25 protein-coding genes are annotated in these 26,879 nt (G+C 53.6%); 10 read left to right on the forward strand and 15 right to left on the reverse strand.

What is annotated here, in order from left to right; translation table 11 throughout:
* Nucleotides 1-92: 92 nt before the first annotated feature.
* From aroQ to ACFQ1Z_RS12525, 5 genes are all read left to right on the forward strand, one after another.
* Nucleotides 93-530, forward strand: coding sequence for a type II 3-dehydroquinate dehydratase (gene aroQ / locus ACFQ1Z_RS12505; RefSeq protein WP_379058083.1), 438 nt, complete (start codon nt 93-95; stop codon nt 528-530).
* Between the two features lie 26 nt (nt 531-556).
* Nucleotides 557-1,009 carry an acetyl-CoA carboxylase biotin carboxyl carrier protein gene (gene accB / locus ACFQ1Z_RS12510; protein WP_379058086.1) on the forward strand — a complete coding sequence of 151 codons (453 nt, stop codon included), beginning with the start codon at nt 557-559 and terminating at the stop codon, nt 1,007-1,009.
* A gap of 125 nt (nt 1,010-1,134) precedes the next feature.
* The gene (gene accC / locus ACFQ1Z_RS12515; protein WP_379033769.1) at nt 1,135-2,484 is read left to right on the forward strand and encodes an acetyl-CoA carboxylase biotin carboxylase subunit; all 1,350 of its coding nucleotides are present in this window, start codon (nt 1,135-1,137) and stop codon (nt 2,482-2,484) included.
* A 2-nt stretch (nt 2,485-2,486) separates the two neighbouring features.
* Nucleotides 2,487-3,389 (forward strand): 50S ribosomal protein L11 methyltransferase, encoded by a 903-nt coding sequence (gene prmA / locus ACFQ1Z_RS12520; protein ID WP_379058089.1) that lies wholly within the window; start codon nt 2,487-2,489, stop codon nt 3,387-3,389.
* Nucleotides 3,380-4,390, forward strand: coding sequence for a DUF3426 domain-containing protein (locus ACFQ1Z_RS12525; protein ID WP_379058092.1), 1,011 nt, complete (start codon nt 3,380-3,382; stop codon nt 4,388-4,390). Before prmA ends, ACFQ1Z_RS12525 begins: the two co-directional genes overlap by 10 nt.
* 11 nt (nt 4,391-4,401) lie before the next feature.
* On the opposite strand, the gene ACFQ1Z_RS12530 is transcribed toward ACFQ1Z_RS12525, so the two are convergent.
* On the reverse strand, nt 4,402-5,307 hold the full coding sequence (locus ACFQ1Z_RS12530) for a hydrogen peroxide-inducible genes activator (RefSeq protein ID WP_379058095.1): 906 nt from the start codon (nt 5,305-5,307) through the stop codon (nt 4,402-4,404).
* A 286-nt stretch (nt 5,308-5,593) separates the two neighbouring features.
* Here ACFQ1Z_RS12530 and katG point away from each other — a divergent pair, with 286 nt between their 5' ends.
* Nucleotides 5,594-7,801: a catalase/peroxidase HPI gene (katG, locus tag ACFQ1Z_RS12535; protein ID WP_379058098.1), complete on the forward strand. Its 2,208-nt coding sequence runs from the start codon at nt 5,594-5,596 to the stop codon at nt 7,799-7,801.
* 103 nt (nt 7,802-7,904) lie between these two features.
* Here the strand turns inward: katG and ACFQ1Z_RS12540 are convergent, their stop codons facing one another.
* The 3 genes from ACFQ1Z_RS12540 to ACFQ1Z_RS12550 all read right to left on the reverse strand — a co-directional run bounded on the left by ACFQ1Z_RS12540 (nt 7,905) and on the right by ACFQ1Z_RS12550 (nt 11,478).
* A complete protein-coding gene (locus ACFQ1Z_RS12540) occupies nt 7,905-9,149 on the reverse strand; it encodes an AmpG family muropeptide MFS transporter (RefSeq protein WP_379058100.1) in 1,245 nt (414 codons plus the stop codon).
* Between the two features lie 107 nt (nt 9,150-9,256).
* A complete protein-coding gene (locus ACFQ1Z_RS12545; protein ID WP_379058898.1) occupies nt 9,257-9,517 on the reverse strand; it encodes a c-type cytochrome in 261 nt (86 codons plus the stop codon).
* A gap of 92 nt (nt 9,518-9,609) precedes the next feature.
* Nucleotides 9,610-11,478 (reverse strand): methanol/ethanol family PQQ-dependent dehydrogenase, encoded by a 1,869-nt coding sequence (locus tag ACFQ1Z_RS12550; protein ID WP_379058102.1) that lies wholly within the window; start codon nt 11,476-11,478, stop codon nt 9,610-9,612.
* A gap of 268 nt (nt 11,479-11,746) precedes the next feature.
* On the opposite strand from ACFQ1Z_RS12550, the gene ACFQ1Z_RS12555 reads away from it, so the two are divergent.
* Nucleotides 11,747-13,642 (forward strand): sigma-54-dependent Fis family transcriptional regulator, encoded by a 1,896-nt coding sequence (locus tag ACFQ1Z_RS12555; RefSeq protein ID WP_379058105.1) that lies wholly within the window; start codon nt 11,747-11,749, stop codon nt 13,640-13,642.
* Between the two features lie 96 nt (nt 13,643-13,738).
* Here the strand turns inward: ACFQ1Z_RS12555 and ACFQ1Z_RS12560 are convergent, their stop codons facing one another.
* From ACFQ1Z_RS12560 to hemA, 11 genes are all read right to left on the reverse strand, one after another.
* Nucleotides 13,739-14,425, reverse strand: coding sequence for a PEP-CTERM sorting domain-containing protein (locus tag ACFQ1Z_RS12560; RefSeq protein WP_379058107.1), 687 nt, complete (start codon nt 14,423-14,425; stop codon nt 13,739-13,741).
* 292 nt (nt 14,426-14,717) lie between these two features.
* Nucleotides 14,718-15,326 (reverse strand): methionine biosynthesis protein MetW, encoded by a 609-nt coding sequence (gene metW, locus ACFQ1Z_RS12565; protein WP_379058109.1) that lies wholly within the window; start codon nt 15,324-15,326, stop codon nt 14,718-14,720.
* Entirely contained in the window at nt 15,323-16,450 is a 1,128-nt protein-coding gene (metX, locus tag ACFQ1Z_RS12570; protein WP_379058112.1) for a homoserine O-succinyltransferase MetX, read from the reverse strand. The genes metW and metX overlap by 4 nt, the downstream gene beginning before the upstream one ends.
* Before the next feature lie 54 nt (nt 16,451-16,504).
* On the reverse strand, nt 16,505-17,302 hold the full coding sequence (locus tag ACFQ1Z_RS12575; RefSeq protein WP_379058115.1) for a TIGR01458 family HAD-type hydrolase: 798 nt from the start codon (nt 17,300-17,302) through the stop codon (nt 16,505-16,507).
* Between the two features lie 63 nt (nt 17,303-17,365).
* Nucleotides 17,366-18,499, reverse strand: a complete 1,134-nt coding sequence (locus ACFQ1Z_RS12580) for a sterol desaturase family protein (RefSeq protein WP_379058118.1) — start codon at nt 18,497-18,499, stop codon at nt 17,366-17,368.
* A gap of 36 nt (nt 18,500-18,535) precedes the next feature.
* Complete coding sequence (gene prmC / locus ACFQ1Z_RS12585; RefSeq protein ID WP_379058120.1) at nt 18,536-19,384, reverse strand: peptide chain release factor N(5)-glutamine methyltransferase; 849 nt, start codon at nt 19,382-19,384, stop codon at nt 18,536-18,538.
* Between the two features lie 2 nt (nt 19,385-19,386).
* Entirely contained in the window at nt 19,387-20,235 is an 849-nt protein-coding gene (locus tag ACFQ1Z_RS12590; protein ID WP_379058124.1) for a DNA alkylation repair protein, read from the reverse strand.
* Between the two features lie 20 nt (nt 20,236-20,255).
* Complete coding sequence (locus tag ACFQ1Z_RS12595) at nt 20,256-20,597, reverse strand: HVO_A0114 family putative DNA-binding protein (protein ID WP_379058127.1); 342 nt, start codon at nt 20,595-20,597, stop codon at nt 20,256-20,258.
* Nucleotides 20,594-20,905, reverse strand: a complete 312-nt coding sequence (locus tag ACFQ1Z_RS12600; protein ID WP_379058129.1) for a toxin-antitoxin system TumE family protein — start codon at nt 20,903-20,905, stop codon at nt 20,594-20,596. Before ACFQ1Z_RS12600 ends, ACFQ1Z_RS12595 begins: the two co-directional genes overlap by 4 nt.
* 58 nt (nt 20,906-20,963) lie before the next feature.
* Nucleotides 20,964-22,046 carry a peptide chain release factor 1 gene (gene prfA / locus ACFQ1Z_RS12605; protein ID WP_379058132.1) on the reverse strand — a complete coding sequence of 361 codons (1,083 nt, stop codon included), beginning with the start codon at nt 22,044-22,046 and terminating at the stop codon, nt 20,964-20,966.
* A gap of 113 nt (nt 22,047-22,159) precedes the next feature.
* Entirely contained in the window at nt 22,160-23,419 is a 1,260-nt protein-coding gene (gene hemA, locus ACFQ1Z_RS12610) for a glutamyl-tRNA reductase (RefSeq protein ID WP_379058135.1), read from the reverse strand.
* Nucleotides 23,420-23,653: 234 nt separating this feature from the next.
* Between hemA and rpe the strand changes: the two genes are divergently transcribed.
* From rpe to trpE, 3 genes are all read left to right on the forward strand, one after another.
* The gene (rpe, locus tag ACFQ1Z_RS12615) at nt 23,654-24,361 is read left to right on the forward strand and encodes a ribulose-phosphate 3-epimerase (protein WP_379058138.1); all 708 of its coding nucleotides are present in this window, start codon (nt 23,654-23,656) and stop codon (nt 24,359-24,361) included.
* A gap of 126 nt (nt 24,362-24,487) precedes the next feature.
* Nucleotides 24,488-25,201, forward strand: a complete 714-nt coding sequence (locus tag ACFQ1Z_RS12620; protein ID WP_379058141.1) for a phosphoglycolate phosphatase — start codon at nt 24,488-24,490, stop codon at nt 25,199-25,201.
* Nucleotides 25,202-25,370: 169 nt separating this feature from the next.
* Nucleotides 25,371-26,879: an anthranilate synthase component I gene (gene trpE, locus ACFQ1Z_RS12625; RefSeq protein ID WP_379058143.1), complete on the forward strand. Its 1,509-nt coding sequence runs from the start codon at nt 25,371-25,373 to the stop codon at nt 26,877-26,879.

Raw genomic sequence — 26,879 nt, forward strand, 5'->3', positions numbered from 1 at the left:
CCTTAAACAAGAATTCTACTGGACAAAATACAATAACTTCGGCAAACTTCGCGCCATGAAGGTTGTATCTTTCTCTTTAAAAGGCATGTGAAATGGGCACCAAATCTATCCTGGTGATTCATGGACCCAATCTCAATATGCTTGGCACACGTGAGCCGCAGCATTACGGCAACCAGACCCTGGCAGATATAGACCAGGGCTTGCATGCACTTGCTCGCGCCGATCAGGCGCGGCTTGAAACCTTTCAGAGCAATTCTGAAGCGGAGATTATTGAGAAGATACACGCATTGTCTGTTAACCGCGTCGATTACCTGATTATTAATCCTGCGGCTTTCACACATACTTCGGTGGCTATCCGTGATGCAATTTCAGCGGTCAAAGTGCCGTTTATTGAAGTACACCTTTCAAATGTACATGCACGGGAGCCATTTCGGCATCACTCCTATTTCAGCGATATTGCGACGGCCGTGATCTGCGGTTTGGGCGCAGAAGGCTATTACGCCGCTTATCGCCATATCCAACAACTATAATTAAAACATTCTAAATCGAGGTTTCTATGGATTTACGCAAACTCAAAAAATTGATTGATCTGGTCGAGGAATCGGGAATTTCCGAACTGGAACTGACCGAAGGTGAAGAAAAAGTACGTATCAGCCGCACCATTACTGGCGTTGCGCCAGTGACACAATATGTGGCTGCCCCGGCGCCGGTTGCAGCCCCTGCTGCAGCGCCTGCCGCCGCACCGGCTGCCAGTGCTCCAGCCCCTGAAGCAGAAGGTAAAATCGTGAAATCACCTATGGTGGGCACTTTCTACCGTGCTTCGTCGCCTGATGCGAAAGCGTTTGTAGACGTAGGCAGCAGCATCAGCGCCGGTGAGACCGTATGTATCATCGAGGCGATGAAACTGCTCAATGAAATTGAGAGTGAATACGCTGGTGTGGTTAAAAAGATTTTCGTTGAAAACGGTCAGCCTGTGGAATACGGCGAACCATTATTCCTGATTGGTTAAGCCGCCTATGTTTGAAAAAATTCTGATTGCCAACCGCGGAGACCAGCTACCGACAGGTAGCGCAGCAACGAAGTTAAATTGCCTGGTGGCTGCAAGCCACGGGACTATTGAGACGCGGAGTAAAAATGTTTGAGAAAATCCTTATCGCTAACCGCGGCGAAATAGCCCTGCGCGTGCAGCGTGCCTGCCGTGAATTGGGGATTAAAACCGTTGCCGTGCACTCCGAGGCTGATCGCGATGCCAAGTACGTCAAACTGGCTGATGAGTCTGTCTGTATCGGCCCGGCGCCTTCCGCTAAAAGTTACCTGAATATTCCGGCGGTGATCAGCGCTGCCGAAGTCACAGATGCACAGGCGATACACCCGGGTTATGGCTTCTTGTCCGAAAACGCCGATTTTGCCGAACGTGTGGAGCAAAGCGGGTTTGTATTTATCGGGCCGCGTGCTGACACTATCCGCCTGATGGGCGACAAAGTCTCAGCCAAGGATGCGATGAAAAAAGCCGGTGTGCCTTGTGTACCTGGTTCTGACGGCGCCTTGCCTGATGACCCGGCTGAAATCATCAGAACCGCCAAACGTGTGGGTTACCCGGTGATCATCAAAGCCGCTGGCGGTGGTGGTGGTCGTGGCATGCGCGTGGTGCATACTGAAGCGGCATTGTTGAATGCGGTCAATATGACTAAAGCCGAGGCGCAAAGTGCGTTTGGCAACCCGGTGGTTTACATGGAAAAATTCCTGGAAAACCCGCGCCATATCGAGATCCAGATCCTGGCCGATGAGCATGGCAATGCAGTTTTCCTGGGTGACCGCGACTGCTCCATGCAGCGTCGCCATCAGAAAATCATTGAAGAAGCGCCTTCGCCTTTATTGCCGGCAAGATTACGCGACAAGATAGGCGAACGTTGTGCCGAAGCCTGTCGCAAGATCAAATACCGTGGTGCCGGCACTTTCGAGTTCCTGTACGAGAACGGCGAGTTCTATTTTATTGAGATGAACACGCGTTTGCAGGTCGAGCATACCGTGACAGAAATGATCACCGGCATAGACCTGGTGCAACAGCAGATCTTTATTGCCGCTGGTGAAAAACTGCCGTTCCGTCAGCGTGACATCGTGCTGAATGGCCACGCCATTGAGTGCCGTATCAACGCAGAAGACCCGTATACCTTTGTGCCATCCCCTGGTTTCATTAACCGTTTCCATATGCCGGGCGGCCCTGGTGTGCGCATGGATACCCATGTGTATGGCGGTTATACCGTGCCTCCGCACTACGATTCCATGATAGGCAAGCTGATCACACATGGCGCAACGCGCGAGCAGGCGATCGCCAGGATGCGTGTGGCTTTGTCCGAAATGAATGTAGAAGGTATTAAGACCAATACTGCATTGCACTCTGACCTGATGGCTGACCTGGCCTTTCAACAGGGCGGCACCAGCATTCATTACCTGGAGCAGAAGCTGGGTATCAGCTCTAAGTAATCGTGCATTGGCTGTTACTTAAAATTCAGTCGACCGAGCCGCAGGCGGAGTCGCTCAGCGATGTGCTGATGGAGCATGGCGCATTATCGGTCAGTATTGAAGATGCGCATGCCGACACCATGGCCGAACAGGCTATTTTCGGCGAGCCGGGTGACCCGCCGCCCGGTATCTGGCAACAGAATATCGTGACTGCCATGCTGGATGATGAAGCCGACGTGCAGGCGCTATTGGCGACTGTGCAGGCAGAATTACAGCTGGACGGCCTGAAATATCAGCTGGAGCAGATCGAGGAGCAGGATTGGGTGCGTGCCACCCAGGCGCAATTCGACCCTATCCGGGTGACGGATGATCTGTGGATAGTGCCATCTTGGCACCAGGCACCGAATGCCGAGGCGATCAATATCGTGCTCGACCCCGGGCTGGCATTCGGCACCGGCAGCCACCCGACCACGCATTTGTGCCTGAGCTGGCTAGCGCAGTTACCCAAAAGCGAGTTACAACAGGCGAATGTACTGGATTACGGCTGCGGGTCAGGCATTCTCGCCATTGCTGCCAGCAAACTTGGCGCCGCCCAGGTGATAGGTGTGGATATCGATACGCAGGCAGTGATCGCCAGCCGTGACAATGCCGCCAACAACCAGGTCAGCGCGGTGTTTTATGATTCGGCCGATTACCTACACGAACCGTTTGACATTGTGGTCGCCAATATTCTCTCCAGTGCCTTGATGGTATTGGCACCGGTGATCGCTAAATCTTGCAAAAATGGCGGCAAAGTTGCATTATCCGGCATATTGGATAGCCAGCAGGAAATGTTGCTGACACGTTACTCAGAATGGTTTGAAATGGATGCCCCCATCCAGCAAGATGGATGGGTCTTGCTGACGGGAAGCAGAAAATGTCTCTAATCACCGAATGCCCTGCCTGCTTTACACAATTTGAAGTCAACGACGAGCAACTGCAAGCCTATGCCGGCAAAGTGCGTTGTGGCGAATGCAACCATGTGTTTGATGCGCGATCTGCACTGCTCGCAACGACTGAGCCAGACCAACCAGTGGCGGCAACCGTTGTAGAAGCCAGCCCTGCAGACGCCGAACCTATCGCGCCTGAAACTTTAGCATCTGACTCTTTTGAAACCCGGGCCGCAGAGACCGAAACCTCAGAAACCGGCATCGCAGACCAGAGCCACGCAGAATTCCAGCCAGCGCCTATAGCCACCCTGGATAGTCCCATCCTGGATAGTCCCACCCTGGACAGCCCCACGCAAGTATTGGAATCCGCCACTGCGGCAGAGCTGGACCAGCCTGAGATTACAGAACCAGCGCCGACCCTGGCCTGGAACATCGGTAATGAAACAGAAAACGATGCCGCCATCCCGGCATTTTTACGCAATATCCCTTTCGACCAGGATAGACAGCCGCTGCCAGAAAAAGCCACACTGCCCTGGGTTTACCCGCTGCTGTCTGGTCTGTTGCTAGTCGCCATTTTGCTGCAACTGGTGTATTTCACGCGTACCAGCCTGGCGGCCAATTACCCTTCCAGCAAACCCTGGTTGCAGGCAGCCTGCAAGGCGCTGCATTGTGTGGTGGCCCTACCTAGCGACATCACCCAGTTGACCATAGATGACGCCGATATTCAGGAGCACCGCGAGCGCGAAGGCGTATTGGTGTTTTCCAGCGTGTTGATCAATCACGGCGCGGTCGCGCAAGCTTATCCTATGATAGAGCTGACCCTGACCAATATGGCGGATGAGCCGGTATTGCGCAAAACACTTAAACCCGCTGAATATTTACCGGCCTCGGCTACAGCCGCCTCAGGCCTGGCCGCGCAACAGGAGCAAGCGGTGAAAACCACCCTGGGTATTGAAGAAAAAACCGTGACCGGCTTCCGTGTCGCAATCGCCTACTGATCACCCCTCAATCAGGCTGCGCTGCCCAGTTTTGCCTGCGCCCCTATGTCTGACATCACCTTGCCCAATACTTCTATCGCAGCGGTACGCACAAAGCTTTTACGCCAGGCCAGAGCGATACGGCGGCTGGGAACCGGCTTGGTGAAAGGGATCACCCGTATCAGCGGGTTCTGGTAACGCTCTACCGTGGCCATGGCCGGCAACACCGTGATGCCCAGGTTAGAAGCCACCATATTGCGTATGGTTTCCAGCGAATTACCTTGCAATACTTCGCCCTTGCGGCCCAGCTCAGGGCAGGCCTGCGTGACCTGGTTGCTAAAGCAATGGCCACTATTGAGCAGCAACACTTTCTCATTGCTGAGTTCATCCGGACTGACTGTTTTACGCTGCGCCCAGGGGTGATTGGCCGGCACTACGACATTGAAATCTTCGTCATAGAGCGGGGTGATCTCAATGCCAGGCACATTAAATGGCAAAGCCACCACCGCCGCATCGATCACGCCATTCCTTAACTGTTGCTCCAGCGTCGCGGTGATGTTTTCTTCTACTTCCAGCGGCATATTGGGCGCTGTTCTCACCAGCGGCGGAATCATCTCCGGCAGCAGATAAGGCCCGACCGAATGTATCATGCCCAGTTTGAACGGGCCATTGAGCGGGTCATTGCCGTGCTTGGCCATTTCCTTGATCTTGGCTGCCTGTTCCAGCACGATATTGGCCTGGTCTATGATCTGCTCGCCTATAGGCGTTGGCGTCACGTCGTTACGATTGCGCTCAAAGATCAGCAAGCCCAATTCTTCTTCCAGCTTTTTGATGCCCAGGCTCAAGGCCGGCTGCGTGACAAAACATTTTTCTGCTGCGCGGCGGAAGTTGCGTTCCTGCGCGACTGCCAGCACAAATTTCAATTCAATCAAGGTCATGACTGCTCCTAATCTTAGGGATAGCAGGAATTCTATATTGATTAATTTAACTAATCAATAAAATAAAAACTCACAATTATACAAATGATTATTAGTTGCCTAGAATGGTCGCTGTGCTAGGGGAAAACCCAGCGCAGAAAACTATATTCAAACACACGCGCCAAGCAAGCTCAGCCCGCAATGGCTGGCTGGCATGACAGATTTTACTGATGGTATATTTCAAATGTGGGCAGCTGGGGAAACAGGCCCACCACCCTTTGAAATATAAAAATATAAAGGAGCAATCATGGGTACTCAGAACACTACTACCAATACTCAGAACAATTCTGGCGGAAAATGTCCGTTTCATCATGGCGCGAATACCGCCAGCAGCAGTTCAAATACTGATTGGTGGCCGAATGCCCTCAATCTGGATATCCTGCATCAGCAGGACAGCAAAACCAACCCGCTGGGCGAGCAGTTTGATTACGCAGAGGCGTTCAAGCAACTGGATCTGCCCGCAGTAAAAGCCGATCTGCACGCGCTGATGACCGATAGCCAGGCGTGGTGGCCGGCCGACTGGGGCCATTATGGTGGTTTGATGATACGCCTGGCCTGGCATGCGGCCGGCACTTATCGCGTGGCGGATGGCCGTGGCGGTGCCGGCACCGGCAACCAGCGCTTCGCGCCACTGAACAGCTGGCCGGATAACGTCAACCTGGATAAAGCGCGCCGCCTGCTGTGGCCGATCAAGAAAAAATACGGCAACCGGCTATCGTGGGCTGACCTGATCGTGTTATCCGGCACCATCGCCTATGAATCCATGGGCTTGAAGATCTTTGGATTTGCCGGTGGCCGCGCCGATATCTGGCATCCGGAAAAAGATATTTACTGGGGCAATGAGAAAGAATGGCTGGCCAAGACCGGTGCCGAAGGCAGCCGTTATTCCGGTGAGCGTGAACTGGAAAACCCGCTGGCGGCGGTGATGATGGGGCTGATCTACGTCAACCCTGAAGGTGTGGATGGCAACCCCGACCCGTTACGCACGGCAAAAGATATCCGCGAGACATTTGCCCGCATGGCGATGAACGATGAAGAAACGGTGGCCTTGACCGCCGGTGGCCATACCGTGGGTAAAGCACATGGCAATGGCGCAGCGACTGATCTGGGGCCTAACCCGGAAGCAGCAGCTCTCGAAGAACAAGGCATGGGCTGGAATAACCATAGCAGCCGTGGCATAGGCAGGGACTCGGTCACCAGCGGTATCGAAGGTGCCTGGACCACGCACCCCACCCGTTGGGATAATGGCTACTTCAAGATGCTGTTTGAGCACGAATGGGCGCTGAGCAAGAGCCCGGCAGGGGCATGGCAATGGGAGCCGGTGAGCATCAGGGAGGAAGACAAACCGGTGGATGTGGAAGACCCCAGCATACGTTATAACCCTATCATGACCGATGCCGATATGGCGATGATCAAGGACCCGGTCTACCGCGAGATCTCCGAACGTTTTTACCGTGACCAGGCCTATTTCTCCGAAGTATTCGCGCGCGCCTGGTTCAAGCTGACGCACCGCGATCTGGGCCCTAAAGCACGTTACCTGGGGCCGGATGTACCGCAGGAAGACCTGATCTGGCAGGACCCGACACCCGCTGGCAATCGCAACCTGAGTGCGGCGGATATTGCGGCCCTGAAAGCACAGATCCTGGCGAGCGGCTTAAGCACAGCCGAACTGGTAGCCACCGCCTGGGACAGTGCCCGCACTTTCCGGGCGTCGGATTATCGCGGCGGTGCCAATGGTGCACGCATACGGCTAGCACCGCAAAAAGACTGGCAGGGCAACGAGCCAGCCAGGTTGCAGAAAGTACTGGCAGTACTTGCAGGCATACAGTCAGCGTTCGGCCAGACTGTCAGCCTGGCAGACCTGATCGTGCTGGGCGGTGGTGCTGCCATAGAGCAGGCAGCCAGCGCAGCAGGGGTGAGCATCACAGTGTCTTTCGCACCAGGCAGGGGCGATGCCACAGACGAGATGACCGATGCTGATTCTTTTGCGGTGCTGGAACCTGTGCATGATGGTTTCCGCAATTGGCAAAAGGCCGACTTTGTGCCTACGCCGGAAGAACTGCTGCTGGACCGCAGCCAGCTGATGGGACTGACCGCGCCAGAAATGACCGTGCTGATCGGCGGCATGCGCGTGCTGGATACCAATTATGGCGCCAGCAGACACGGCGTATTTACCGACAGGCCGGGAGTGCTCAGCAACGATTTCTTTGTCAATCTGACCGATATGCAATACAGCTGGAAACCGGTAGGCAACAACTTGTATGAAGTGCGCGACCGCACTAGCGGTGCACTGAAATGGACCGCGACCCGTGTCGATCTGGTGTTTGGTTCTAACTCTATTCTGCGCGCTTATGCAGAGCTGTATGCGCAGGATGATGCCAGAGAGAAATTCGTGCAGGACTTTGTGCAGGCCTGGACTAAGGTGATGAATGCAGACAGATTCGATCTGAAGTAAGCCTGATGTAGCGAAAGAGCAGTGTCGCAAGCGAAAGCGCCCTGAGTGATCAGGGCGCTTTTTTTATTCGGTTGCAGGGCCAAGCTTAAAAGGTCGGCAGCAATTAGCGCTGCCGCCATGGTGCGACCCTGAACAGCAGCAGCATGCCCGGGATAGCCAACAACGTACACACATAAAAAAACTGTTCCCAGCCCAGGCTCTCTACCATGCCACCGGTCAGCGCATTGAATATAGAGCGTGGCACCGCAGATAAGCTGGTAAATAATGCCAGTTGCGTCGCGGTATAAGCCGGGTTGGTCTCACGCGCCATATAGGCCACATAAGCAGCCGTGCCCAAGCCTATGCCAAAGGCCTCGGCGCCGATCACGATAGCCAGCATGCTGCGCTCAGCAGCACCTATCTCTATAAATGGGCCACTGTGCGCCAGCCAGGCAAAGCCGAGTATGGATAATGCCTGCACCACGCCAAATATCCACAAACCGCGGTTGATGCCCAGCTTGAGCATCCATAAGCCGCCGACAAAAGCGCCGGCGATCTGCATCACCAGACCACTGCCTTTGGCGATGGCGCCGATATCGGTCTTGCTAAAGCCCATGTCTATATAAAACGGCGTGGCCAGGGCGGTGGCCATGCTGTCGCCCAGTTTGTAAAGCAGGATAAACAGCAATACCCATAGCGCGTACTGCCAGCCATTGCGCTGCGTGAATTCTTTAAACGGTTCTACCACCGATGCCAGCAGGGTTTTCGGCATCAGGGTGGCGACAGGTTCTTGCGACCATAAGGTAAAGCCTATCCCTGGCAGCATGAATAAGCCGACGATCAGAAATACCTGCGACCAGGCCATATGATCAGCCAGTATCAGGGCCAGTGAGCCTGGCACCAGGCCGGCGATGCGGTAAGCGTTGACGTGTATGCTGTTGCCCAGGCCCAGCTCCTGGTCACTAAGGATCTCACGTCTATAGGCATCAATCACTATGTCCTGGCTGGCGGAGAACAAGGCCACCAGCGTAGCCAGCAGTGCCACGGTAGAAATATCCAGTTGCGGCTGGCACATGCCCAGGCCTATGATGCTGGCGAATAAAGCCAGTTGGGTGGCCAGTATCCAGCTACGCCTGCGGCCAAGGCGGGCGAGCAGGGTGTATCTGTCCATCAGCGGCGCCCACAAAAACTTCCAGGTATACGGCAGTTGCATAAAGGCAAAGGCGGCGATGGTTTTAAGATTGAGCCCCTCGCTGCGCAACCAGGCGGGTAATAATTGCAATAACAGATATAGCGGCAAGCCAGAACTGAAGCCCAGCGCCACACACATCAGCATGCGGCGGTTAAACAGAGTGTTTGTGATGGTCATGCCAGCATTGTAATCGCTTTTATTTGGCCGCCACGGGCCGGGCAAAAAAAAGCCAACCCTTGCGGGTTGGCACACTCGGAGATCAAACCGTGTCAATAACAGGGGTACTACAAACTTAAAATCCACTGGACCAGGGTTTTAATGTCCTCGTCCTTCACTTGCGGGCTATTCGGTGGCATGGGCATATCACCCCAGGCCCCGCTACCGCCAGCCTTCACTTTCTGGATCAGCCTGGCTTCAGCCGCTTTGTCGCCTTTGTATTTCGCAGCCACCTCTTTATAAGCAGGCCCCAGGATTTTTTTATCTACACTGTGGCACATCAAACAATTACTTTTTTGTGCCAGTGCTTCTGCGTTTGGCGCTGCCATGGCTGTGGTTGCTGCCACCAGTAAAGCGCCGGTGATTAAGATTTCTAATTTGGTCATAGAGGTTCCTTGATAATCTATGCTTGATGATCTATTTATAGGCTGAACACGTTCATGCCACCGCCACCAGGGGCCGCGTTGTACTTGGTCAGCTCCTTGTAGCCGCCGGCAGCCCCCAGGCCATCGGTTTCATTGGTCAGGCCGAGGTTCATGGCTACCCCTGCCCAGCCACCGATGCCAGACAATACCCCCACGTACTGTTTGCCTTTGTGGCCATAGGTGATCACGTTGCCTACCACGCCGGAACCTACCTGGAATTTCCACAGTTCTTTACCGGTTTTGGCGTCCAGTGCTTTTACCCAGCGGTCCAGCGTACCGTAGAACACCAGGTCAGACGCCGTCACCAGCGCACCGCCCCAGGCAGAGAATTTCTCTTTGTTGTACCACTGTGATTTGCCTTTTAACGCATCCCAAGCCATAAAACCGCCCATCACGCCGTCAGGCCCGGCAAACATGGTCAGGGTCGCCCCTACCCATGGCTGGCCCGCCACATATTTGGATTCGACCGGTTCATAAGTCATGCAAACGTGGTTGAGTGGCACATAGAACATCTTGTTCTTGGGTGAGTAAGCAGCTGGCTGCTCATCCTTCACACCCAATGCTGATGGGCAAATACCTTTAGCGTTGTAATCCTGGTGTGTGGAGTATCTGGCATCTTTAACCGGAATGCCGGTCTTCAGGTCTATCTTGCTGGCCCAGTTGACGAAAGGATGCATTTTTTCTGCCACCAGCAAGCTGCCGTTGGTACGGTCAAAGGTATAGCCAAAACCGTTGCGGTCAAAATGTGAGGCCAGTTGTTTGCCGTTGGCTTCCCAGAGGATGATTTCGTTCATACCGTCGTAATCCCACTCGTCATGCGGAGTCATCTGGTAGGCCCAACGCGCCATGCCGGTATCGAGGTCGCGCGCAAATATCGTCATCGCCCACTTGTTATCGCCGGGGCGCACGTCCGGGTTCCAGGTGCCGGGGTTGCCGGTGCCGTAGTACATCAGGTTGAGTTTAGGGTCATAGGAGTACCAGCCCCAGGTCGGGCCGCCGCCGTTCTGCCAGCCATCTTTTTGCTGTTGTGGTTTCAGCCAGGTTCGCACGCCGAGGTCAGCTTCAGGGTATTTCAGTTGCGATTTTTCCAGTGGCTTGAACGAACCGCCCTCTTTGTTACCGCCGTTCACATCCTGATAAACCGATAAAGCGCTGTAATGCGGGTTGTTCTTGTTAAAGTCTTTGCCTATCAGCATCTCGCTATCCGGTCCGGTGCTATAGGCTTTCCATAACAGGCTGCCGTCTTTAATGCTGTAAGCAGAGATATGGCAACGCACGCCGAATTCACCGCCTGAACAGCCGGTGATTACTTTGTCTTTAAATACGTGTGGCACATTGGTATTGGCCGCGCCGGTTTTCGGATCGTTGACTTTCACGTCCCATAATTTGGCCCCGGTTTTAGCATCCAGCGCCACCAGCACCCCGTTATTCTGCTGCAGGAAGATCTTGCCATCGCCATAACCCAGGCCTTTGTTGACGTTGTCACAACACAATACCGACTGCACATCCGGGTCCTGCTTGGGGAAATAAGACCACAGTATCTTCTGGTTGTCGTCCAGATTCAGCGCATACACATTGTTAGGAAAAGCAGTGTGGATAAACATGGTGTTGCCTATGACCAGTGGCGCACCCTCATGGCCACGGTTAACGCCGGTGGCGAACGACCAGGCCAGTTTGACGTTCTTGACATTGCTTTTGTTGATTTGTGACAGTTTGCTGTAACCCTGGTTGGCGTAATCTTTACGCGCCATGGCCCATTGGTTGTCATCTTTCATTAAAGCGTCCAGTTCGGCATTGGCCCATACACTGGTGCTGATACCGGCTAGCATCATTGCAGTGATGGCAAGCTTGATTTGGTGTTGCATACATACCTCCAAAATGGTGTGTTTGAAGCTGGAATAAGTGATTTGCACGCCAGTAGACAAAAGCTTCTTTTGCTACCTGCAGGGCAATGTTTGCAACGCCTGTGCCAACAATGTGTTTTATTTGGGTTTATGAAAAAAATGAATTAAAATCAAACGGTTATTTATTGGTATCAGTGCTGGCACTGGCCGTTGCCACAGTGAAAACTGTGCAAGGGTGTGTCAGATTGGTACAGTTGTTCAACCACGTGATACAGGTGTGCCAACGCTCATGTCCCAGCTTTCTCCAGCCTCAGCTCAAACAGCATTGCCAGCCATGCGCGACGATCAATTGGCGATTGCCGAAGCGATAGAACGCTCCTGGCGTCGCTGCATGGTCAAAGGCGTGGATGAGCAAGCGCCCGCGCACGACCAGATCATTACCGCACAAGAGTTGAGCCAGCGGCTGGAAAAAAACCGTTTATTGCTCACCCATGCCGAGCCAGAGATGCTGACCCTGAGCGGGCAGATCGCGCATACGCGCAGCCTGGTGATACTGACCGATAGCGATGGCGTGATCTTGCGCACCATGGGTGAAGGCGTAGAGCAGGGTGACATACGCGCCTCGCTGTTACCCGGTGCCTCATGGAGTGAGGAGCACCGGGGTACCAATGCCATAGGCACGGCTCTGGTGGAGCGGGCGCCTATCAGCGTGCAGGGTGCCGAACATTTTATGGCTTATCACCATTCGCTGAGTTGCTCGGCGGTGCCTATCTTTGCCGCGAATAACCAACTGGTGGCGACGCTGGATGTTTCCAATGACCTCAACCAGCCGCAGCAGCACACGCTGGCGCTGGTCAAAATGGCGGCGCAAATGGTGGAGAACCGCTTGTTCCACGCCACGGCACAAGGCGAGATCGGCGTGCATTTTCATGCGCGCGCCGAGTTCATCGGCACCTTGTGGGAAGGCCTGGCATTATTTGATGATGACGGCCAGTTGCGCGCCATCAACCGCAGCGGCCAGTTCCAGTTCGGCTTGCCGCTGGATGAGGACGTGCTGGCTAACCGCCGCGTGCCTTTTGCTGATGTGTTTGATGAATCGTGGGCCGCATTCAGGCAGCGCTGCCAGGGCAGTGACCTGCTTTTTCCTCTGCAACTGCGTAACGGTGCCCGCCTGTTTGCCCGCACATCGCTACAAAATACTGCACGTGCACGGCCGGTTGTAGTGCAAGCGCGTGAGTCAGCCGCCAGCCTGGAAATGCTGGATACCGGCGACCCGCAGCTGAAACTGGCCATCAGCCAGGTAAAACAGGTGCTGAATCGCGATATTCCGCTACTGGTGCTGGGCGACACCGGCGCCGGTAAAGAATTGTTCTCGCGTGCCATACACGATGCCAGCAACCGTCGTGAGCGGCCGTTTGTGGCAGTCAACTGCGCTGCGCTGCCCGAGGGCCTGATAGAAGCTGAATTATTCGGCTACGAAGAGGGTGCCTATACCGGCGCAAAACGCAAAGGCAACCACGGCAAGATCCAGCAGGCAGATGGCGGCACTTTGTTCCTGGATGAGATAGGCGATATGCCACTGTCTTTGCAGGCGCGCCTGTTACGCGTGCTGCAAGAACGCTGCGTGACGCCGCTAGGCTCCAGCAAGTCGATACCGGTTAATTTTATGCTGATCAGTGCCACCAACCAGAAACTGAAAGATAAGGTGGCGGCCGGTGAGTTCCGCAGCGATCTGTACTACCGTATCAATGGCCTGGCGCTGCAGTTACCTGCATTACGCCAGCGCCACGATCTGCAGCGCCTGATCAGTTTGATCCTGCAGGTAGAGCAGTCGCCGCACACCGAGATCAACAGCGAAGTGATGGCATTGTTTGCCCGCCACCCATGGCCAGGCAACGTCAGGCAGCTGCATAATGTATTGCGTACCGCCATTGCGCTGGCAGATGGCGGCGAGATCAGCTTGCTGCACCTGACGCAGGATTTTCTTGAAGAACTGCAGGCAGCAGGCCAAGCAGCAGGTAATGACCAGCCGCCGCGACCTGCATTGACTTTAAAAGCACAATCCGATGCCGCGATAACTGCGGCCATGCAGCAGCATGCAGGGAATGTTTCTGCGGTGGCGCGCCAGTTGGGTATGAGCAGGAATACGCTTTACCGGCGCTTGAAAGCACTGGCGCTGAGCTGAGCCACCAGCAAATAAAAAGCCCCGGTCAGGCCGGGGCTTTTTTTCATGGCTTTATTGAGTGCACATGGCTTTACTTAGAGCAATCGTGCCAGGCAATCACTTGCTGCGGCGGCGTGCTACAGCGCCCATCACGCCCAGACCCAGCAACATCATGGCATAGCTGTCAGCTTCAGGGACTGAAGAGACTGCTGCCACCTGATCTACCTGGAATGCCAGCGCCTGTGAGAAACCGGCGCTGAAATTCAAAGTGTAAGAAGTGATAGGAGTGGTCACACCGCTCAGATCCCAGGAATAACGGTAATAATCGTCCACCGTGTTGGTGCTGGTGAAGTTAAGCAATGAACCTGCGATCGCCTGGCTACCACCGTTGTAGCTAAGGGTAATGGTATATGCCTCGCCGCCGAATGAAGCATTGAAGTCATTCACTATGCCCTGGAATACCAGTGAGCCGATATTGCTGGCAACAGTATTGTCAGTGAAGGTCAGGTTGCCATCACCGTATAAACCAAAACCGGCCGGGTAGTAGCTGCCAGTCACCAGTTTCAATAATGCATCACCAGAGCCAGCAACGTTACCAGCGGTACCTGCAGCCAACTGTTCAGCAGTCAATGGATTAGGGACATTGTTGCTATCAACGCGGCTGCGGTTCAGCTGGTTCCAGCCGTCAAAAGAAACAGAGTTTGCAACATCTGCAAAACTGCTGTAAGTGGAGTTCGCTTGTGCCAGACCAGCGATTGCGAACAGGCTTGCACCGATAACGATGCTCAGATATTTAGCTTTCATTTTACTAACTTCCTTTGAGTAATTATTAATGACTGGCATCTTTAATAAGTGCCAGAATTTTTTAACTGGCCGCGTTACTCACAAACGTCTTTACCATGTATTCCCAGCACATATCGTAATGGGAATGATTATCATTATGAATAAATAAAAAAATATGTCAATGATTGCAGATATGCGCAAAGCTAAAACTGAGATAGAGATAGTGGCAGATGCTGGCCTGAAATAAGGCGCAGCCAGGCGGCAGGCTCAGGCATGCCCGAGCCTGAGGTGTTCGGGGTGGGGGGATTACAACTTAATTGCCGGCAGTCTTCAGGCGGTACATGGCCAGGTTACCCATCAGGTTAGGTAACACATGCACATCTTCACCATCGGTGATCACTTTGCGTTCTATCACCTGAATATGATGGTTGATGCAAAACTGGTCAAAATCATGAATGGTGCATAAGTGCACATTAGGGGTGTCGTACCACTGATAAGGCAGAGTTTTGGATACCGGCATATTGCCAGTGGCGATCTGCAGGCGATTGCGCCAGTAGCCAAAGTTGGGAAAAGTAACGATAGCCTCGCGGCCTACCCGCAACATTTCTTCTACTATGGTTTCGGTGTTGTGCATGGCCTGCAGGGTTTGCGACAAGATCACAGTATCGAACGACTGGTCTTCAAAGCCGGACAGGCCGTCTTCCAGGTTCATCTGGATCACATCTACGCCATTTTTCAGCGCTGCCAGCCAATTGGCATCATCTTTTTCCACGCCATAACCGGTGGTGTCCAGCGTCTCGTGCAAATGGGTAAGCAAGGTGCCATCACCGCAACCCAGATCCAAAACCTTGGTTTTTGCCCGCACCCAGTTTGTGATTAATGCAAAGTCTGGGCGAATATTTGTAATATTTGCATTTTTCATACTTTGACCTGCTCTAGATAGGCGCGCATGATGTCGTGGTAATGCGGGTCGGGCATCAGGAATGCGTCATGCCCATGTGCAGAGGTGACCTCGGCATATTTGACCGGCAAGGCGTTATCCAGCAATGCCTGCACGATCTCACGCGAACGGCTCGGCGAAAAACGCCAGTCGGTAGTGAAAGAGATGACGATGAACTTGGCGGTTGCCTTGCGCAGCGCCTGGCTTAAATCACCAGCATAGGCTTTGGCCGGGTCAAAATAATCCAGCGCGCGTGTCATGCGTAAATAGGTGTTGGCATCAAACTCACCGGCGAATTTATCGCCCTGGTAACGCAGGTAGGACTCCATCTCGAACTCAACATCAAAACCATATTTGAGTTCGCCATGGCGTAATTTGCGGCCGAATTTCTCACCCATCACATCATCAGACAGATAGGTGATATGACCCAGCATGCGCGCGATGCGCAACCCGCGGCGTGGCACGGTGCCGTGATTGTAATAATCGCCATCGTAAAATTCGGGGTCGGTGATGATCGCCTGACGCGCGACTTCATTAAAAGCCATATTCTGCGCCGTCAGATTGGGGGCGGATGCGATAACGAACGCATGCCGCACGCGCTCGGGGAAGGCGATATTCCATTGCAGGGCCTGCATGCCGCCCAGGCTGCCGCCTATGACGGCAGCTAACTGTTCTATGCCCAGGTAATCGAGCAGGCGCGCCTGCGATTCTACCCAGTCTTCGACTGTCACTACCGGAAATGTCGCGCTGTAGGGCCGGTCTGTGAGCGGGTCTACACTGGAGGGCCCGCTACTGCCATGACAGCCGCCCAGGTTGTTGAGTCCGATCACAAAAAACTTGTTGGTATCCAGCGGTCTGCCGGGGCCTATCAGGTTATCCCACCAGCCCGGGTATTTGTCGTCTTCAGCATAACGCCCGGCGACGTGGTGATTGCCGGACAAGGCGTGACAGATCAGCACCGCATTGGATTTGCTGGCATTGAGCTCGCCGTAGGTTTCGTAGGCAAGATGGTATTGTGGCAACACGGCGCCACTTTGCAGGGTGAGTGGCTTGTTGAAATGCGCCACCTGCGCTTTAACAATACCAACGGAATTCGATTCAGACATGCCGCGATTATACTATGTGGCATGGATAAACGGCGAGTGCAGGCTGTGCCGCTTTTATTGCGGTGCCACTGACAGGCATCCGAGCAGGGCTGGCAGGTCGGCCACCGAGTTGATCACCGCATCCGGGTCTACCGCCGAAAGCCGGGTGTAGGTTTCACGGTATTTGCCGGTTTTGACCAGAATGCCATGCAGGCCGGCATCCTGCGCGCCGCCGACATCGGCATCAATATCGTCGCCCACCATCAGCACTTGTGAAGGTTTCAGGCGCAAGGCATCGACCGCGATATTGAAAAAATGCCGTGAAGGTTTACCCATAAGCATGGCTTTGGTATTGCTGGCGTATTCCAGGCCGGTGACAAAGGCACCTATATCCATCTGCAGGCCGGTTTCGGTCTGCCAGAAACGGTTTTTATGGATAGCGATCAGTTGCGCGCCATTCACCAGGCAGTGGAACACCTCATTCAGCAACTGATACGACCACTGGTCACCTATATCGCCTATCACCACATAGTTGGCTGCGGTATCCGATTGGTCAAAAGCGGCGAAATCCTTCTTCACGTCTTCGGCCAGCAGCAGTTTGCACACCGGATTAGGCTGATTGTTCAAATGCTGTATGGTCGCTTGTGGTGCACTCATGATTTCTTCAGGCACCGTATTGAAGCCTAGCCGGTTGAGTTTTTGTTGCAATGAATCCAGCGACAGCGTGCTGGTGTTGGTGACAAAACGCACGGCGATACCGGCCTTGCGTAGCTGGGCGACCGCCGCCAGCGCCCCAGGGATCAGCTGGTTGCCTATATACAAGACCCCATCCAGGTCAAACAGCACGGCTTTGATCGCGTTGAAATTAAACATAAACAGCCTTTCTTGCTACAAACAGATAGACCTGTTGCAGCAAGAATCGTGCACAACCGGGAATTACTTTTTAAACGGATACAGCAATTGCTTCCAGTAACCATTAGGCACCGGGTGTCCGCCTATGCCATAGCCACTCGGCCACTGGTTCTTGGGCATGTAATAAGTGCCGAACAATTTATCGAACAGCGGAAAGTGGATGGCAAAATTCACATCTATCGCTTCTTTTTCTATGCCGTGGTGCCAGTGGTGAAAACGTGGCGTAACGATGAACGGTTTCAGCCATTCGACATTAAAGCGCACATTGGCATGCACAAAGGTGGCGTTGAGGTAGACCAGCAGAATATAGATATGCAAAGCCGCTTCGGCAAAGCCGAGCACATACATGGGGATCACGGTCATGCTGCGCAAACCTATGATCTCGACGATGTGCATGCGCGAACCAGCCAGCCAGTCCATCTTTTTGGCGGAATGATGCACGGCGTGAAAGCCCCACAAAAACGGCAGCTGGTGAAACGCGCGATGAAACCAGTATTGAACGAAATCGGTCAGGAACATGATCTCTATCACCTGCAGCCACAGCGGCTGACTGGCGACTGCCTCTCTGAAGGTTGCCCAGTCACCGGTGTAATGCAACACCGTCATCGCCGGCGCCAGGGTAAACAGCGTCAGCGTCTGCACAAACACACTGCTGATTAAAAAATAAAACAGATCCTCACGCCACTCATCCCTGAATAATGCCTGCTGGGTCAAACGGCCGAACAACTTTTCCAGCGGGATGAACAGGAAGCCGGTCAGCAGTATATTCAGTACGAACCAGTCCAGGCTGAGTGCCAGGCTGTTGCTACGCGCCGCCTGGGCCGCCAGTGTTTGTGCAATGGTCATGGTGAGCAGCACCAGCACGATAGCGCTAAAGCCGAGTATGCGGTTACGGCGCAGGATCAGGTTGGTGCAGGCCAGTAAAAAACTGCCGACTATCAAGCCCTGAATGATCAGCGTGAATTGCGGCAAGGCATACAGCGGTGCCAGCATCTGCGTAGAGAACACACCTTGCAGGCGTTCGCCCAGCAGCAGGCACAGGCTGGCAATGCCCAGCACCAGTGCGGCAACGCCACTTAACCAGCCCGAGCCAAAGCGCCTTGATTCTTCCGGTGCTTCCAGATCATTGCGTATCGCCAGCCGTAGTTTTTGTATCATGATTCCCCCTTTTTTATTGATTGTTTTTAGTATTTGCTAAGCTGCCAGCCACTGCGCCAAGGTGACTCTGGGATTGTCGCCTAAATCGCGTAAAGTTTGAATATGCGCAAAGCCGGCGGTTTGATAAAGGTTTTGCACAGCCTCTGCCTGGTTGTAGCCATGTTCCAGCATCAGCCAGCCGCCCTGATTCAAATAGCCAGGCGCCTGCGCTATGATCTGCCGTATATCCGCCAGGCCATCTTCGCCGGCAGCCAGCGCTGAGAGCGGCTCAAAACGCAGGTCGCCCTGACTTAAATGCTGATCGGCAGCTTCAATATACGGCGGATTGCTGACGATGAGGTCGAAGGTCTGCTGGGCGAGCGCAGTGTACCAGTGGCTATGCAGCAAGCTGACGTTGGCAAGCTGCAAGCTATGCCGGTTTGTTTCAGCCACCTTTAATGCCCGCTCTGAAGCGTCGACTGCTGTCACCTGCGATTGCGGCGCGTGGCTGGCAATCGCCAGGGCGATAGCGCCGGTGCCTGTCCCTAGATCCAGCACCCGCATGGGGCCGGCTATTTTTTGCAAGGCCGCTTCAACCAGGGTCTCGGTATCCGGGCGCGGGATCAGCGTGTCAGAAGTGACGGTGAGTTTAAGGCCAAAGAATTCGCGATAGCCGAGAATATAGGCGACCGGTTCACCCTGTAAACGGCGCTGCACTAAATGCGCGTAGTCCTGCACAGAGTTTTCAGGCATAAGGTCAGTGGCATGCGCCAGTAACCAGGCACGGTTCACACCCAGTATATGCATCAGTAATATCTGCGCTTCTATGGATGCTTCGCTGGTTGGAACCAGTTGCGCCAGTTGTTGCCGCGCGCTTTGCAATGATTGTTGCACCGTTTGTGACATGACTATCTGCCGCCGGCAGCTTTGCGCAAGGCGATCGCGGTTGCATTGCCCTGCCTGGCCGGGTGGCGCACCGCGTGGCGTATCACCCATTTCAGCTCTTTGTCGGCATGGCTCAGCCAGCGGTCACACAGGTCAAACGCAAGCTCAGGATGGTCTTTGGCGATGTCGCCGACATGGTTAGCCACACTGCGCCGCACATAAAGGCTAGGGTCGCTTTTCAGCGCATCGAGAATAGGCAGGGTAGGCGTAGGGTCTTTGATCAGTTGCGGGATACGTGCGCCCCAGGGCAAACGCGAGCGGGTACCTTCAGAACACAAACGCCGCACATGCGGATCGGGGTCGTCCAGCCACTGCATGAGCTGCTTGAGCGTGCGTTCAAAATCATGCATCAGGAAAGGGCGGATGGAAAATTCAGCGGTAAAGCGGCGCGTCAGTTCATATTGCGCGCGCATGGCGGCATCAAACGGATCTTCACCGGCGTTATGCTTATGGTCGCGGCCATATTCCGCCACAAAGCGGGTATGCGGCAAATAGAAAAACACGCCCAGTCCCAGGCGCTCGGTATGTGCATTCGGCGGCGTCAGCGTGTTGATCAGCACTTCGGTAGCGTCGGCAAATTTGGCCGGCAAGGTGGCCTTGAGTGCTGCGGCAATATGCGCTGACCTGTCCATAAAACCAAGGGCTGCAATGTCAGTAAGCGCCAACTGCCTGAAGGCCTGTACATCAAAAACGGGATGCACCAGCGCAATATTGTGCGCCAGACAATCTATGGCTTCGCTATCCAGAATAAACTTGATAGGCTGGTCTTTTTGCAGGCTGCGTGGGGCTGTAGGCAGGCGGAAAATGGTCATGCGTTTTCGGGTTTAAATATTCAGGCTGCCTGCAACATAAAATCCACATGCACGGCCTCATAGTCAAATAACAATTGTCCGGAAGCCGTTTTTTCCAGCACTCCGGTTTTGAGTAATAGTTGTACATCCGTGTGCACAGCTTTCACATCGCGTCCCAGGCGTCTGGCAATCTCGCGCAATGCCAGCGGGCCACTGCCAGCCATGGTTTTTAGTATAGCCATACGGTTAGGGGCAAGCACTTTCCACAACAAGTCCAGAGTGCTAAAACTGATATGGGCCTTTTGCGGAATAGCTTGCATTGCCTGTTTTGCACGCTCGGCTACGCTTGCGGGTGATTCAACTGACAATAAAACTGTTTTCATCGTGAAGACTCCATTTCATTTACCATCGCAAAAAAATCATCAATCAACTGGTCAGTACTCACAAAGTCGTAGTGAAACTCTTGCTGACCGCGATGGTAGTGGTTGCCCTTACCAACTTCATTGTCAAAACGCAGCACACATTCCGAGTCGACCACATATGCAAAGCGGAATTTGAAAGCGTGTACAGAGCCTGCGAGTGGTTCTGGCAACTGCCAGATCACCATCTCTACAAAGCTGGATTCAGATAAGATTAACTTTTGCTTGAGTAATAACTCTGCTCGCATGTTGTCAGTATAAACAACGAGCATGTGTTGTCAATAATTACAACAACACTGCTTTTACTATGCCTGCTTATGGCTAAAGATTTTAGTTTTCCTCACCCAGACTCGCCAGCAGATCCGCCTGGTACTCGTTGGAGAGGGCGCCTATCAACTCGTCCATATCGCCTTCGGTGATCGCTTCTATCTTGTACAAGGTCAGGTTGATGCGATGGTCGGTAATACGGCCTTGCGGGTAATTGTAGGTGCGTATGCGTTCTGAACGGTCACCCGAGCCTATCAGGTTGCGACGTTCCGAGGCGATCTTGCTCTGCTGCTCGTCGACTTGCTTGGCTTTGATACGTGCGGCCAGTACCTGCATGGCTTGTGCCTTGTTGGCGTGCTGGCTGCGGCCATCCTGGCACTCCACCACAATGCCGGTAGGTGCATGGGTGATGCGCACGGCAGAATCGGTTTTGTTGATGTGCTGACCACCGGCGCCACTGGCGCGGAAAGTATCTATGCGTATATCTGCCGGGTTGATCTCCACATCACCGACTTCTTCTACCTCAGGCAAAATCGCGACGGTACAGGCAGAGGTATGGATACGGCCCTGGGTTTCGGTATCCGGCACGCGCTGTACCCGGTGGCCACCAGACTCGAATTTGAGTTTTGAGTAAGCGCCGTAGCCATTGATCTTGGCGATGATCTCTTTGTAGCCGCCGACTTCACCTTCGTTGGCAGACACGATCTCGACTTTCCAGCCCTGGCGGTCAGCATAACGCGAATACATACGGAACAAGTCACCGGCAAACAGGCCGGATTCATCACCGCCGGTACCGGCACGCACTTCCAGAAAGATACTTTTATCGTCGTTGGGGTCTTTAGGCAGCAACAGTTTCTGCAATGCTAGCTCGACTTCTTCCAGACGCTGCTTGCCGCTGTCTATCTCTTCCTGGGCAAACTCTTTCATCTCCGGGTCTGAGAGCATGGCATGCGCTTCTTTCAGGTCAGACTCGGTTTGTACATAAATGTGATATTGCTCAACAATAGGTGTGATCTCGGTATGCTCCTGCATGATCTTGCGGTAATTATCCATATTGTCAGTCACGCCTTCACTGCTGAGCAGGCGGTTGATCTCTTCCAGGCGCTCGCTCAAATTGGCGAGCTTTTGCAACATACTTGGTTTCATTGGTTACCCTAAATGCTGGCGAAATCGTTCCGCCAATTTATTTCCTGCCACGCTTTTGCCGGCCTAGCTCGCTGCAGATGCAGCTTGGACTGTGCAAAGGTGATGTTAAAAACTTATTCTTTCAGCTGAAACAGCTGTTTTACCAGATGCTCCATATGCGCATGGGCATCGCCTTGAGCATTGTTGAGCACATGGCTGGGGCTATGTAAAAACTTATTGGTCAGCGCGTTACTTAAATGTTCTAGCGCTTTTTCAGGCGCTTCGCCTTTTTGCAGCAGCTTGAGCGCTTTTTCCAGCTCGGCCTGCCGCACGGCATCTATCTGGTCGCGCAGCGCTTTGATAGTGGGCACGGCTTCGCGCTGTTTGAGCCACTGCATAAAATGCTCAACCCTGGCGTTGACGATCAGTTCGGCATTCACGGCTGCTTCCTGGCGGTTGCCTATGCCTTCGGAGACCACTTGTGCCAGGTCATCCACCGTGTATAAAAACACATCGTCCAGCGCCGAGACTTCAGGCTCTATATCGCGCGGCACCGCCAGATCGACCATAAACATGGGCCGGTGTTTACGCAGCTTAATGGCGCGCTCCACCATCCCCAGACCCACCATGGGCAACTGGCTGGCTGTGCTGGTGATCACAATATCAAACTCATGAAAACGTTCAGGCAGGTCATTGAGCAAGATCGCCTGCATATTCAGGCCCTGGCTGCGTATCTTTTCTGCTAGTTGTTCGCCACGCTCCAGGGTGCGGTTGGCAACTGTGATTTTTTTCGGCTTTTGCGCGGCAAAGTGGTCGGCACACAGCTCTATCATTTCACCCGCGCCTATGAATAGCACGCTTTGCGCGCTCAGGTCGCCAAAGATACGCTGCGCCAGTTTGACAGCGGCAGCGGCCATAGAGATAGAGCTGCCGCCGATATCGGTATTGGTGCGTACTTCTTTCGCTACTTCAAAGGTGCGCTGGAACAATTTGTGCAACATGGTGCCCAAAGTACCGACATCCTGTGCGATTTTGACCGATTGTTTGAACTGGCCCAGTATCTGCGCTTCACCCAGCACCATGCTATCCAGCCCGCTGGCCACGCGGAAAGCATGCTTGACCGCCTCATGGCTGCTCAGGGTGTAGGTATAAGGCAGCAGCTTGTTGGCTTCAAGCTTGTGGTAATTGGCCAGCCAGTCGATCACGATCTCCGGCCGTATCGATTGCACATAGATCTCGGTACGGTTACAGGTGGAGAGTATGGCTACTTCGCTCACATTGTGGCGCGTCAGGTCTTCCAGCGCTTGCGGCAGATTTTCGTTGTTAAACGCAACGTTCTCGCGGATAGCGATAGGGGCGGTGGTGTGATTGACACCAATGGTAAACAGCTGCATGACGCTATTTTACCTTTGAGCTCAGGCAAAAGGATAAATTAACTAGCGCTTGCAAGTCGTTCATGGTGGATTTGAGTAGTGCCTGTAGCAAAGGTGCCGACATTTTCTTACATTAGTGCTCAGCAATCAAGAATACTGACAATTTGGTTCAGAATGGCAATTTGCAGCAGAATGGCGTTAAAATATTGGTTTTACAATAAAAAATTCATTGAACTTCAGATACGGAACACCAGCATGGACAAAACTTTTCGCATTGCCCCCAGTATTCTTTCTGCCAATTTTGCCAAATTAGGCCAGGAAATTGAAAACGTCATCAAATCCGGTACCGATATCGTCCACTTTGACGTGATGGACAACCACTATGTACCTAACCTGACCATAGGCCCTTTGGTATGCGACGCCATTCGCGACCTGTCACATAATGTGGGCGCGCTGATAGACGTGCACCTGATGGTAAAACCGGTAGACCGCATTATTCCCGACTTTGCCAAAGCCGGTGCCGATATCATCACTTTCCACCCGGAAGCGTCTGACCATATAGACCGTAGCCTTGCACTGGTGCGCGACAGCGGCTGTAAGTCTGGCCTGGTATTCAACCCGGCAACGCCTTTGCATTACCTGGACCATGTGATGGACAAAGTCGACATGATCTTGCTGATGTCGGTGAACCCGGGTTTTGGCGGCCAGAAATTCATTCCGGAAACATTGAATAAATTAAAAGCAGCGCGTGCACGTATTGACGCCTACTATGAAAAAACCGGCCGTCAGATCTGGCTGGAAGTCGATGGCGGCGTCAACGCGAACAACATCGCCGAGATCGCCAAAGCCGGTGCCGATACTTTTGTCGCCGGTAGCGCCATCTTTGGTGCACCTAACGAAGCAGACCCTAACCGTTACGACACCGTTGTAGCGGCCATGCGCGCTTCACTGGCGACTGTGTAAAAACATTCGTTGTTCACTATGCACGCGAGCTGCATAAAAATCCGGGGCTTGGGCTATGTTGAATAGGCCAAGCCCTGTTTTTTATGCAGGCCTAGCGATAAGATCATGTTGCTTTAAGGTGGATAGATGCGCTTTCAAGTCAAGCTGGTGATGTTCGACCTGGATGGCACCTTGCTGGATACTGCCCCGCAGATCGCAGAGGCCGCTAACCGTATGCTGGTGGCTTTGGGCAAACCCATGTTGCCGCAGGCGCAGATCAGCAGCTATATCGGCGAAGGCGTGCACAAGCTGATCAAGCGCTGCCTGACCGGCGATATGGAACAAGAACCCGAACTTGCTTTATTCGATAAGGCGCAGCCTTTGTATCATGACTTTTATGTCGCCCATGCCAATGACAGCCAGCCGTTTGCCGGCGTGGTGCCGGCATTGCAGCAATTAAAAAAGCAGGGTTATCTGCTGGCCTGTGTCACCAACAAGCCCGAGGCATTTACGCTACCGCTACTGCAAAAAGCCGGATTAGCCGGCTTTTTTGAGATGGTAGTCTCTGGCGATAGTTTGCCGAAAAAGAAACCAGACCCCATGCAACTGTTGCATATTTGCCAAAAACTAGCTGTGCTGCCTGCCGAAGCCATGCTGGTCGGTGACTCGGAAACCGATATTCAGGCCGCACATGCTGCAGGGTGCTTTGTCGTGACCGTGCCTTATGGGTATAATCAGGGGCGCGCCATTGATGTGGCAACCGTGGATGCCACGGTGCAGCAGTTGACCGAACTGGTCAGGCTGCTTGAGCCACCTGCTCTCTTAAAGCAGGGTTTAGAAAAAACTATTCAAATATCATGATGTTTTGTACTGATCATTCTTCCAGTTGGCCGGTTTTAAGCTGGCGTCGTTCGTGGCGGGGCTAACTCAGCCTGCAAGCGCGCTAGCGTAAAAAGTCGCATACGCGCACTGATCTGTCGTGCTGTATATCTGCGACACACTCAACGAATCAAACTGGAAAAAAAGCATCATGTTAAGCACATTAAGCAAGACTGAATTTGACGCGCTGGCGGCGCAAGGTTATAACCGTATCCCGCTGGTGCTTGAAACCTTTGCCGATCTGGATACGCCGCTGTCGCTGTATCTCAAGCTGGCTAACCAACCCTACTCATATCTGCTAGAAAGCGTACAAGGCGGCGAGCGCTTTGGCCGTTATTCCATCATAGGCCTGCCTGCCACCACCCGTATCGAGGTGCGCGACCAGCAGTTGCAGGTGATAGAAGACGGTGCCGTCATAGAGTCACACAACGACCAGAACCCTTTGGACTTTATCAAAGCCTACCAGGCGCGCTTTAAAACACCGCCTTACGAAGGCTTGCCACGTTTTACCGGTGGCCTGGCCGGTTATTTTGGCTACGAGACCATACAATATATCGAAAAACGTCTGGGCAAACAGAAAAAGCCGGATGCGATAGGCACCCCGGATATCCTGTTAATGGTTTCAGAGCAGATCGCCGTTATCGATAACCTGTCCGGCAAATTATATTTTATCGTCTATGCCGACCCGGCACAGGCGCATGCCTATGAAGCCGCGCGTGAGCGCATGCAGACACTGCTGGCAAAACTGCGTACGCAAGTTGAGATCCCCACCGCTTTAGCCACCAGCAAGACCACCGCCGTCTCAGAGTTTGGCGAAGACAATTTCAAGGCGGCAGTGCAAAAAGGCCAGCAATATATCCTCGAAGGCGACATCATGCAGGTGGTGCTCAGCCAGCGCCTGTCACAGGATTTTGAAGCCTCGCCATTAAGCCTCTACCGCGCCTTGCGTAGCCTCAACCCTTCACCCTATATGTTTTATTACGATATGGGTGACCACCATGTAGTGGGCGCGTCGCCAGAGATTCTGGTGCGGCTGGACAATACCACAGTGACTTCACGCCCTATCGCCGGCACCCGCCCGCGCGGCAAAAACCGCGACCATGACCTGGCGCTTGAAGCCGAGTTGCTGGCTGACCCCAAAGAGCGCGCCGAGCATGTGCAGCTGATGGATCTGGGCCGTAACGATGTGGGCCGCGTGGCGCTCACCGGCACCGTGAAAGTCACCGACAATATGACCATAGAACGTTATTCACACGTCATGCATATCGTCAGCAATGTAGAAGGCCAGCTCAAACCCGGCCTGGATGCCATTGATGTGCTGAAAGCGACGTTCACGGCGGGCACGGTTTCCGGCGCGCCTAAAGTCCGTGCCATGGAGATCATAGAAGAGCTGGAGCCTAGCAAACGCGGCATTTACGCGGGTGCGGTCGGCTACCTGGGCTTTAACGGCGATATGGATGTGGCGATCGCCATACGCACCGCCGTGATCAAAGACAAAAAACTGTATGTGCAGGCCGGTGCTGGCATAGTGGCAGATTCTATCCCACAGAATGAATGGGACGAGACGCAGAATAAAGCCAAAGCCGTGATCCGTGCTGCCGAACTGGTGCAGGCCGGGCTGGACAATGCCGCCCAATTAACCGCAGCAAAAGGAGCCTGA

This window comes from Methylophilus luteus, assembly GCF_042676265.1.
Lineage (GTDB): Bacteria > Pseudomonadota > Gammaproteobacteria > Burkholderiales > Methylophilaceae > Methylophilus > Methylophilus luteus.

Excerpts from the sequence above, each read along its gene's own strand:
- aroQ (WP_379058083.1), top strand. The coding sequence starts at position 93 with ATGGGCACCAAATCTATCCTGGTGATTCATGGACCCAATCTCAATATG.
- accB (WP_379058086.1), top strand. The coding sequence starts at position 557 with ATGGATTTACGCAAACTCAAAAAATTGATTGATCTGGTCGAGGAATCG.
- accC (WP_379033769.1), top strand. The coding sequence starts at position 1,135 with ATGTTTGAGAAAATCCTTATCGCTAACCGCGGCGAAATAGCCCTGCGC.
- ACFQ1Z_RS12525 (WP_379058092.1), top strand. The coding sequence starts at position 3,380 with ATGTCTCTAATCACCGAATGCCCTGCCTGCTTTACACAATTTGAAGTC.
- ACFQ1Z_RS12530 (WP_379058095.1), bottom strand. The coding sequence starts at position 5,307 with ATGACCTTGATTGAATTGAAATTTGTGCTGGCAGTCGCGCAGGAACGC.
- katG (WP_379058098.1), top strand. The coding sequence starts at position 5,594 with ATGGGTACTCAGAACACTACTACCAATACTCAGAACAATTCTGGCGGA.
- ACFQ1Z_RS12540 (WP_379058100.1), bottom strand. The coding sequence starts at position 9,149 with ATGACCATCACAAACACTCTGTTTAACCGCCGCATGCTGATGTGTGTG.
- ACFQ1Z_RS12545 (WP_379058898.1), bottom strand. The coding sequence starts at position 9,517 with ATGGCAGCGCCAAACGCAGAAGCACTGGCACAAAAAAGTAATTGTTTG.
- ACFQ1Z_RS12550 (WP_379058102.1), bottom strand. The coding sequence starts at position 11,478 with ATGCAACACCAAATCAAGCTTGCCATCACTGCAATGATGCTAGCCGGT.
- ACFQ1Z_RS12555 (WP_379058105.1), top strand. The coding sequence starts at position 11,747 with ATGTCCCAGCTTTCTCCAGCCTCAGCTCAAACAGCATTGCCAGCCATG.
- ACFQ1Z_RS12560 (WP_379058107.1), bottom strand. The coding sequence starts at position 14,425 with ATGAAAGCTAAATATCTGAGCATCGTTATCGGTGCAAGCCTGTTCGCA.
- metW (WP_379058109.1), bottom strand. The coding sequence starts at position 15,326 with ATGAAAAATGCAAATATTACAAATATTCGCCCAGACTTTGCATTAATC.
- metX (WP_379058112.1), bottom strand. The coding sequence starts at position 16,450 with ATGTCTGAATCGAATTCCGTTGGTATTGTTAAAGCGCAGGTGGCGCAT.
- ACFQ1Z_RS12575 (WP_379058115.1), bottom strand. The coding sequence starts at position 17,302 with ATGTTTAATTTCAACGCGATCAAAGCCGTGCTGTTTGACCTGGATGGG.
- ACFQ1Z_RS12580 (WP_379058118.1), bottom strand. The coding sequence starts at position 18,499 with ATGATACAAAAACTACGGCTGGCGATACGCAATGATCTGGAAGCACCG.
- prmC (WP_379058120.1), bottom strand. The coding sequence starts at position 19,384 with ATGTCACAAACGGTGCAACAATCATTGCAAAGCGCGCGGCAACAACTG.
- ACFQ1Z_RS12590 (WP_379058124.1), bottom strand. The coding sequence starts at position 20,235 with ATGACCATTTTCCGCCTGCCTACAGCCCCACGCAGCCTGCAAAAAGAC.
- ACFQ1Z_RS12595 (WP_379058127.1), bottom strand. The coding sequence starts at position 20,597 with ATGAAAACAGTTTTATTGTCAGTTGAATCACCCGCAAGCGTAGCCGAG.
- ACFQ1Z_RS12600 (WP_379058129.1), bottom strand. The coding sequence starts at position 20,905 with ATGCTCGTTGTTTATACTGACAACATGCGAGCAGAGTTATTACTCAAG.
- prfA (WP_379058132.1), bottom strand. The coding sequence starts at position 22,046 with ATGAAACCAAGTATGTTGCAAAAGCTCGCCAATTTGAGCGAGCGCCTG.
- hemA (WP_379058135.1), bottom strand. The coding sequence starts at position 23,419 with ATGCAGCTGTTTACCATTGGTGTCAATCACACCACCGCCCCTATCGCT.
- rpe (WP_379058138.1), top strand. The coding sequence starts at position 23,654 with ATGGACAAAACTTTTCGCATTGCCCCCAGTATTCTTTCTGCCAATTTT.
- ACFQ1Z_RS12620 (WP_379058141.1), top strand. The coding sequence starts at position 24,488 with ATGCGCTTTCAAGTCAAGCTGGTGATGTTCGACCTGGATGGCACCTTG.
- trpE (WP_379058143.1), top strand. The coding sequence starts at position 25,371 with ATGTTAAGCACATTAAGCAAGACTGAATTTGACGCGCTGGCGGCGCAA.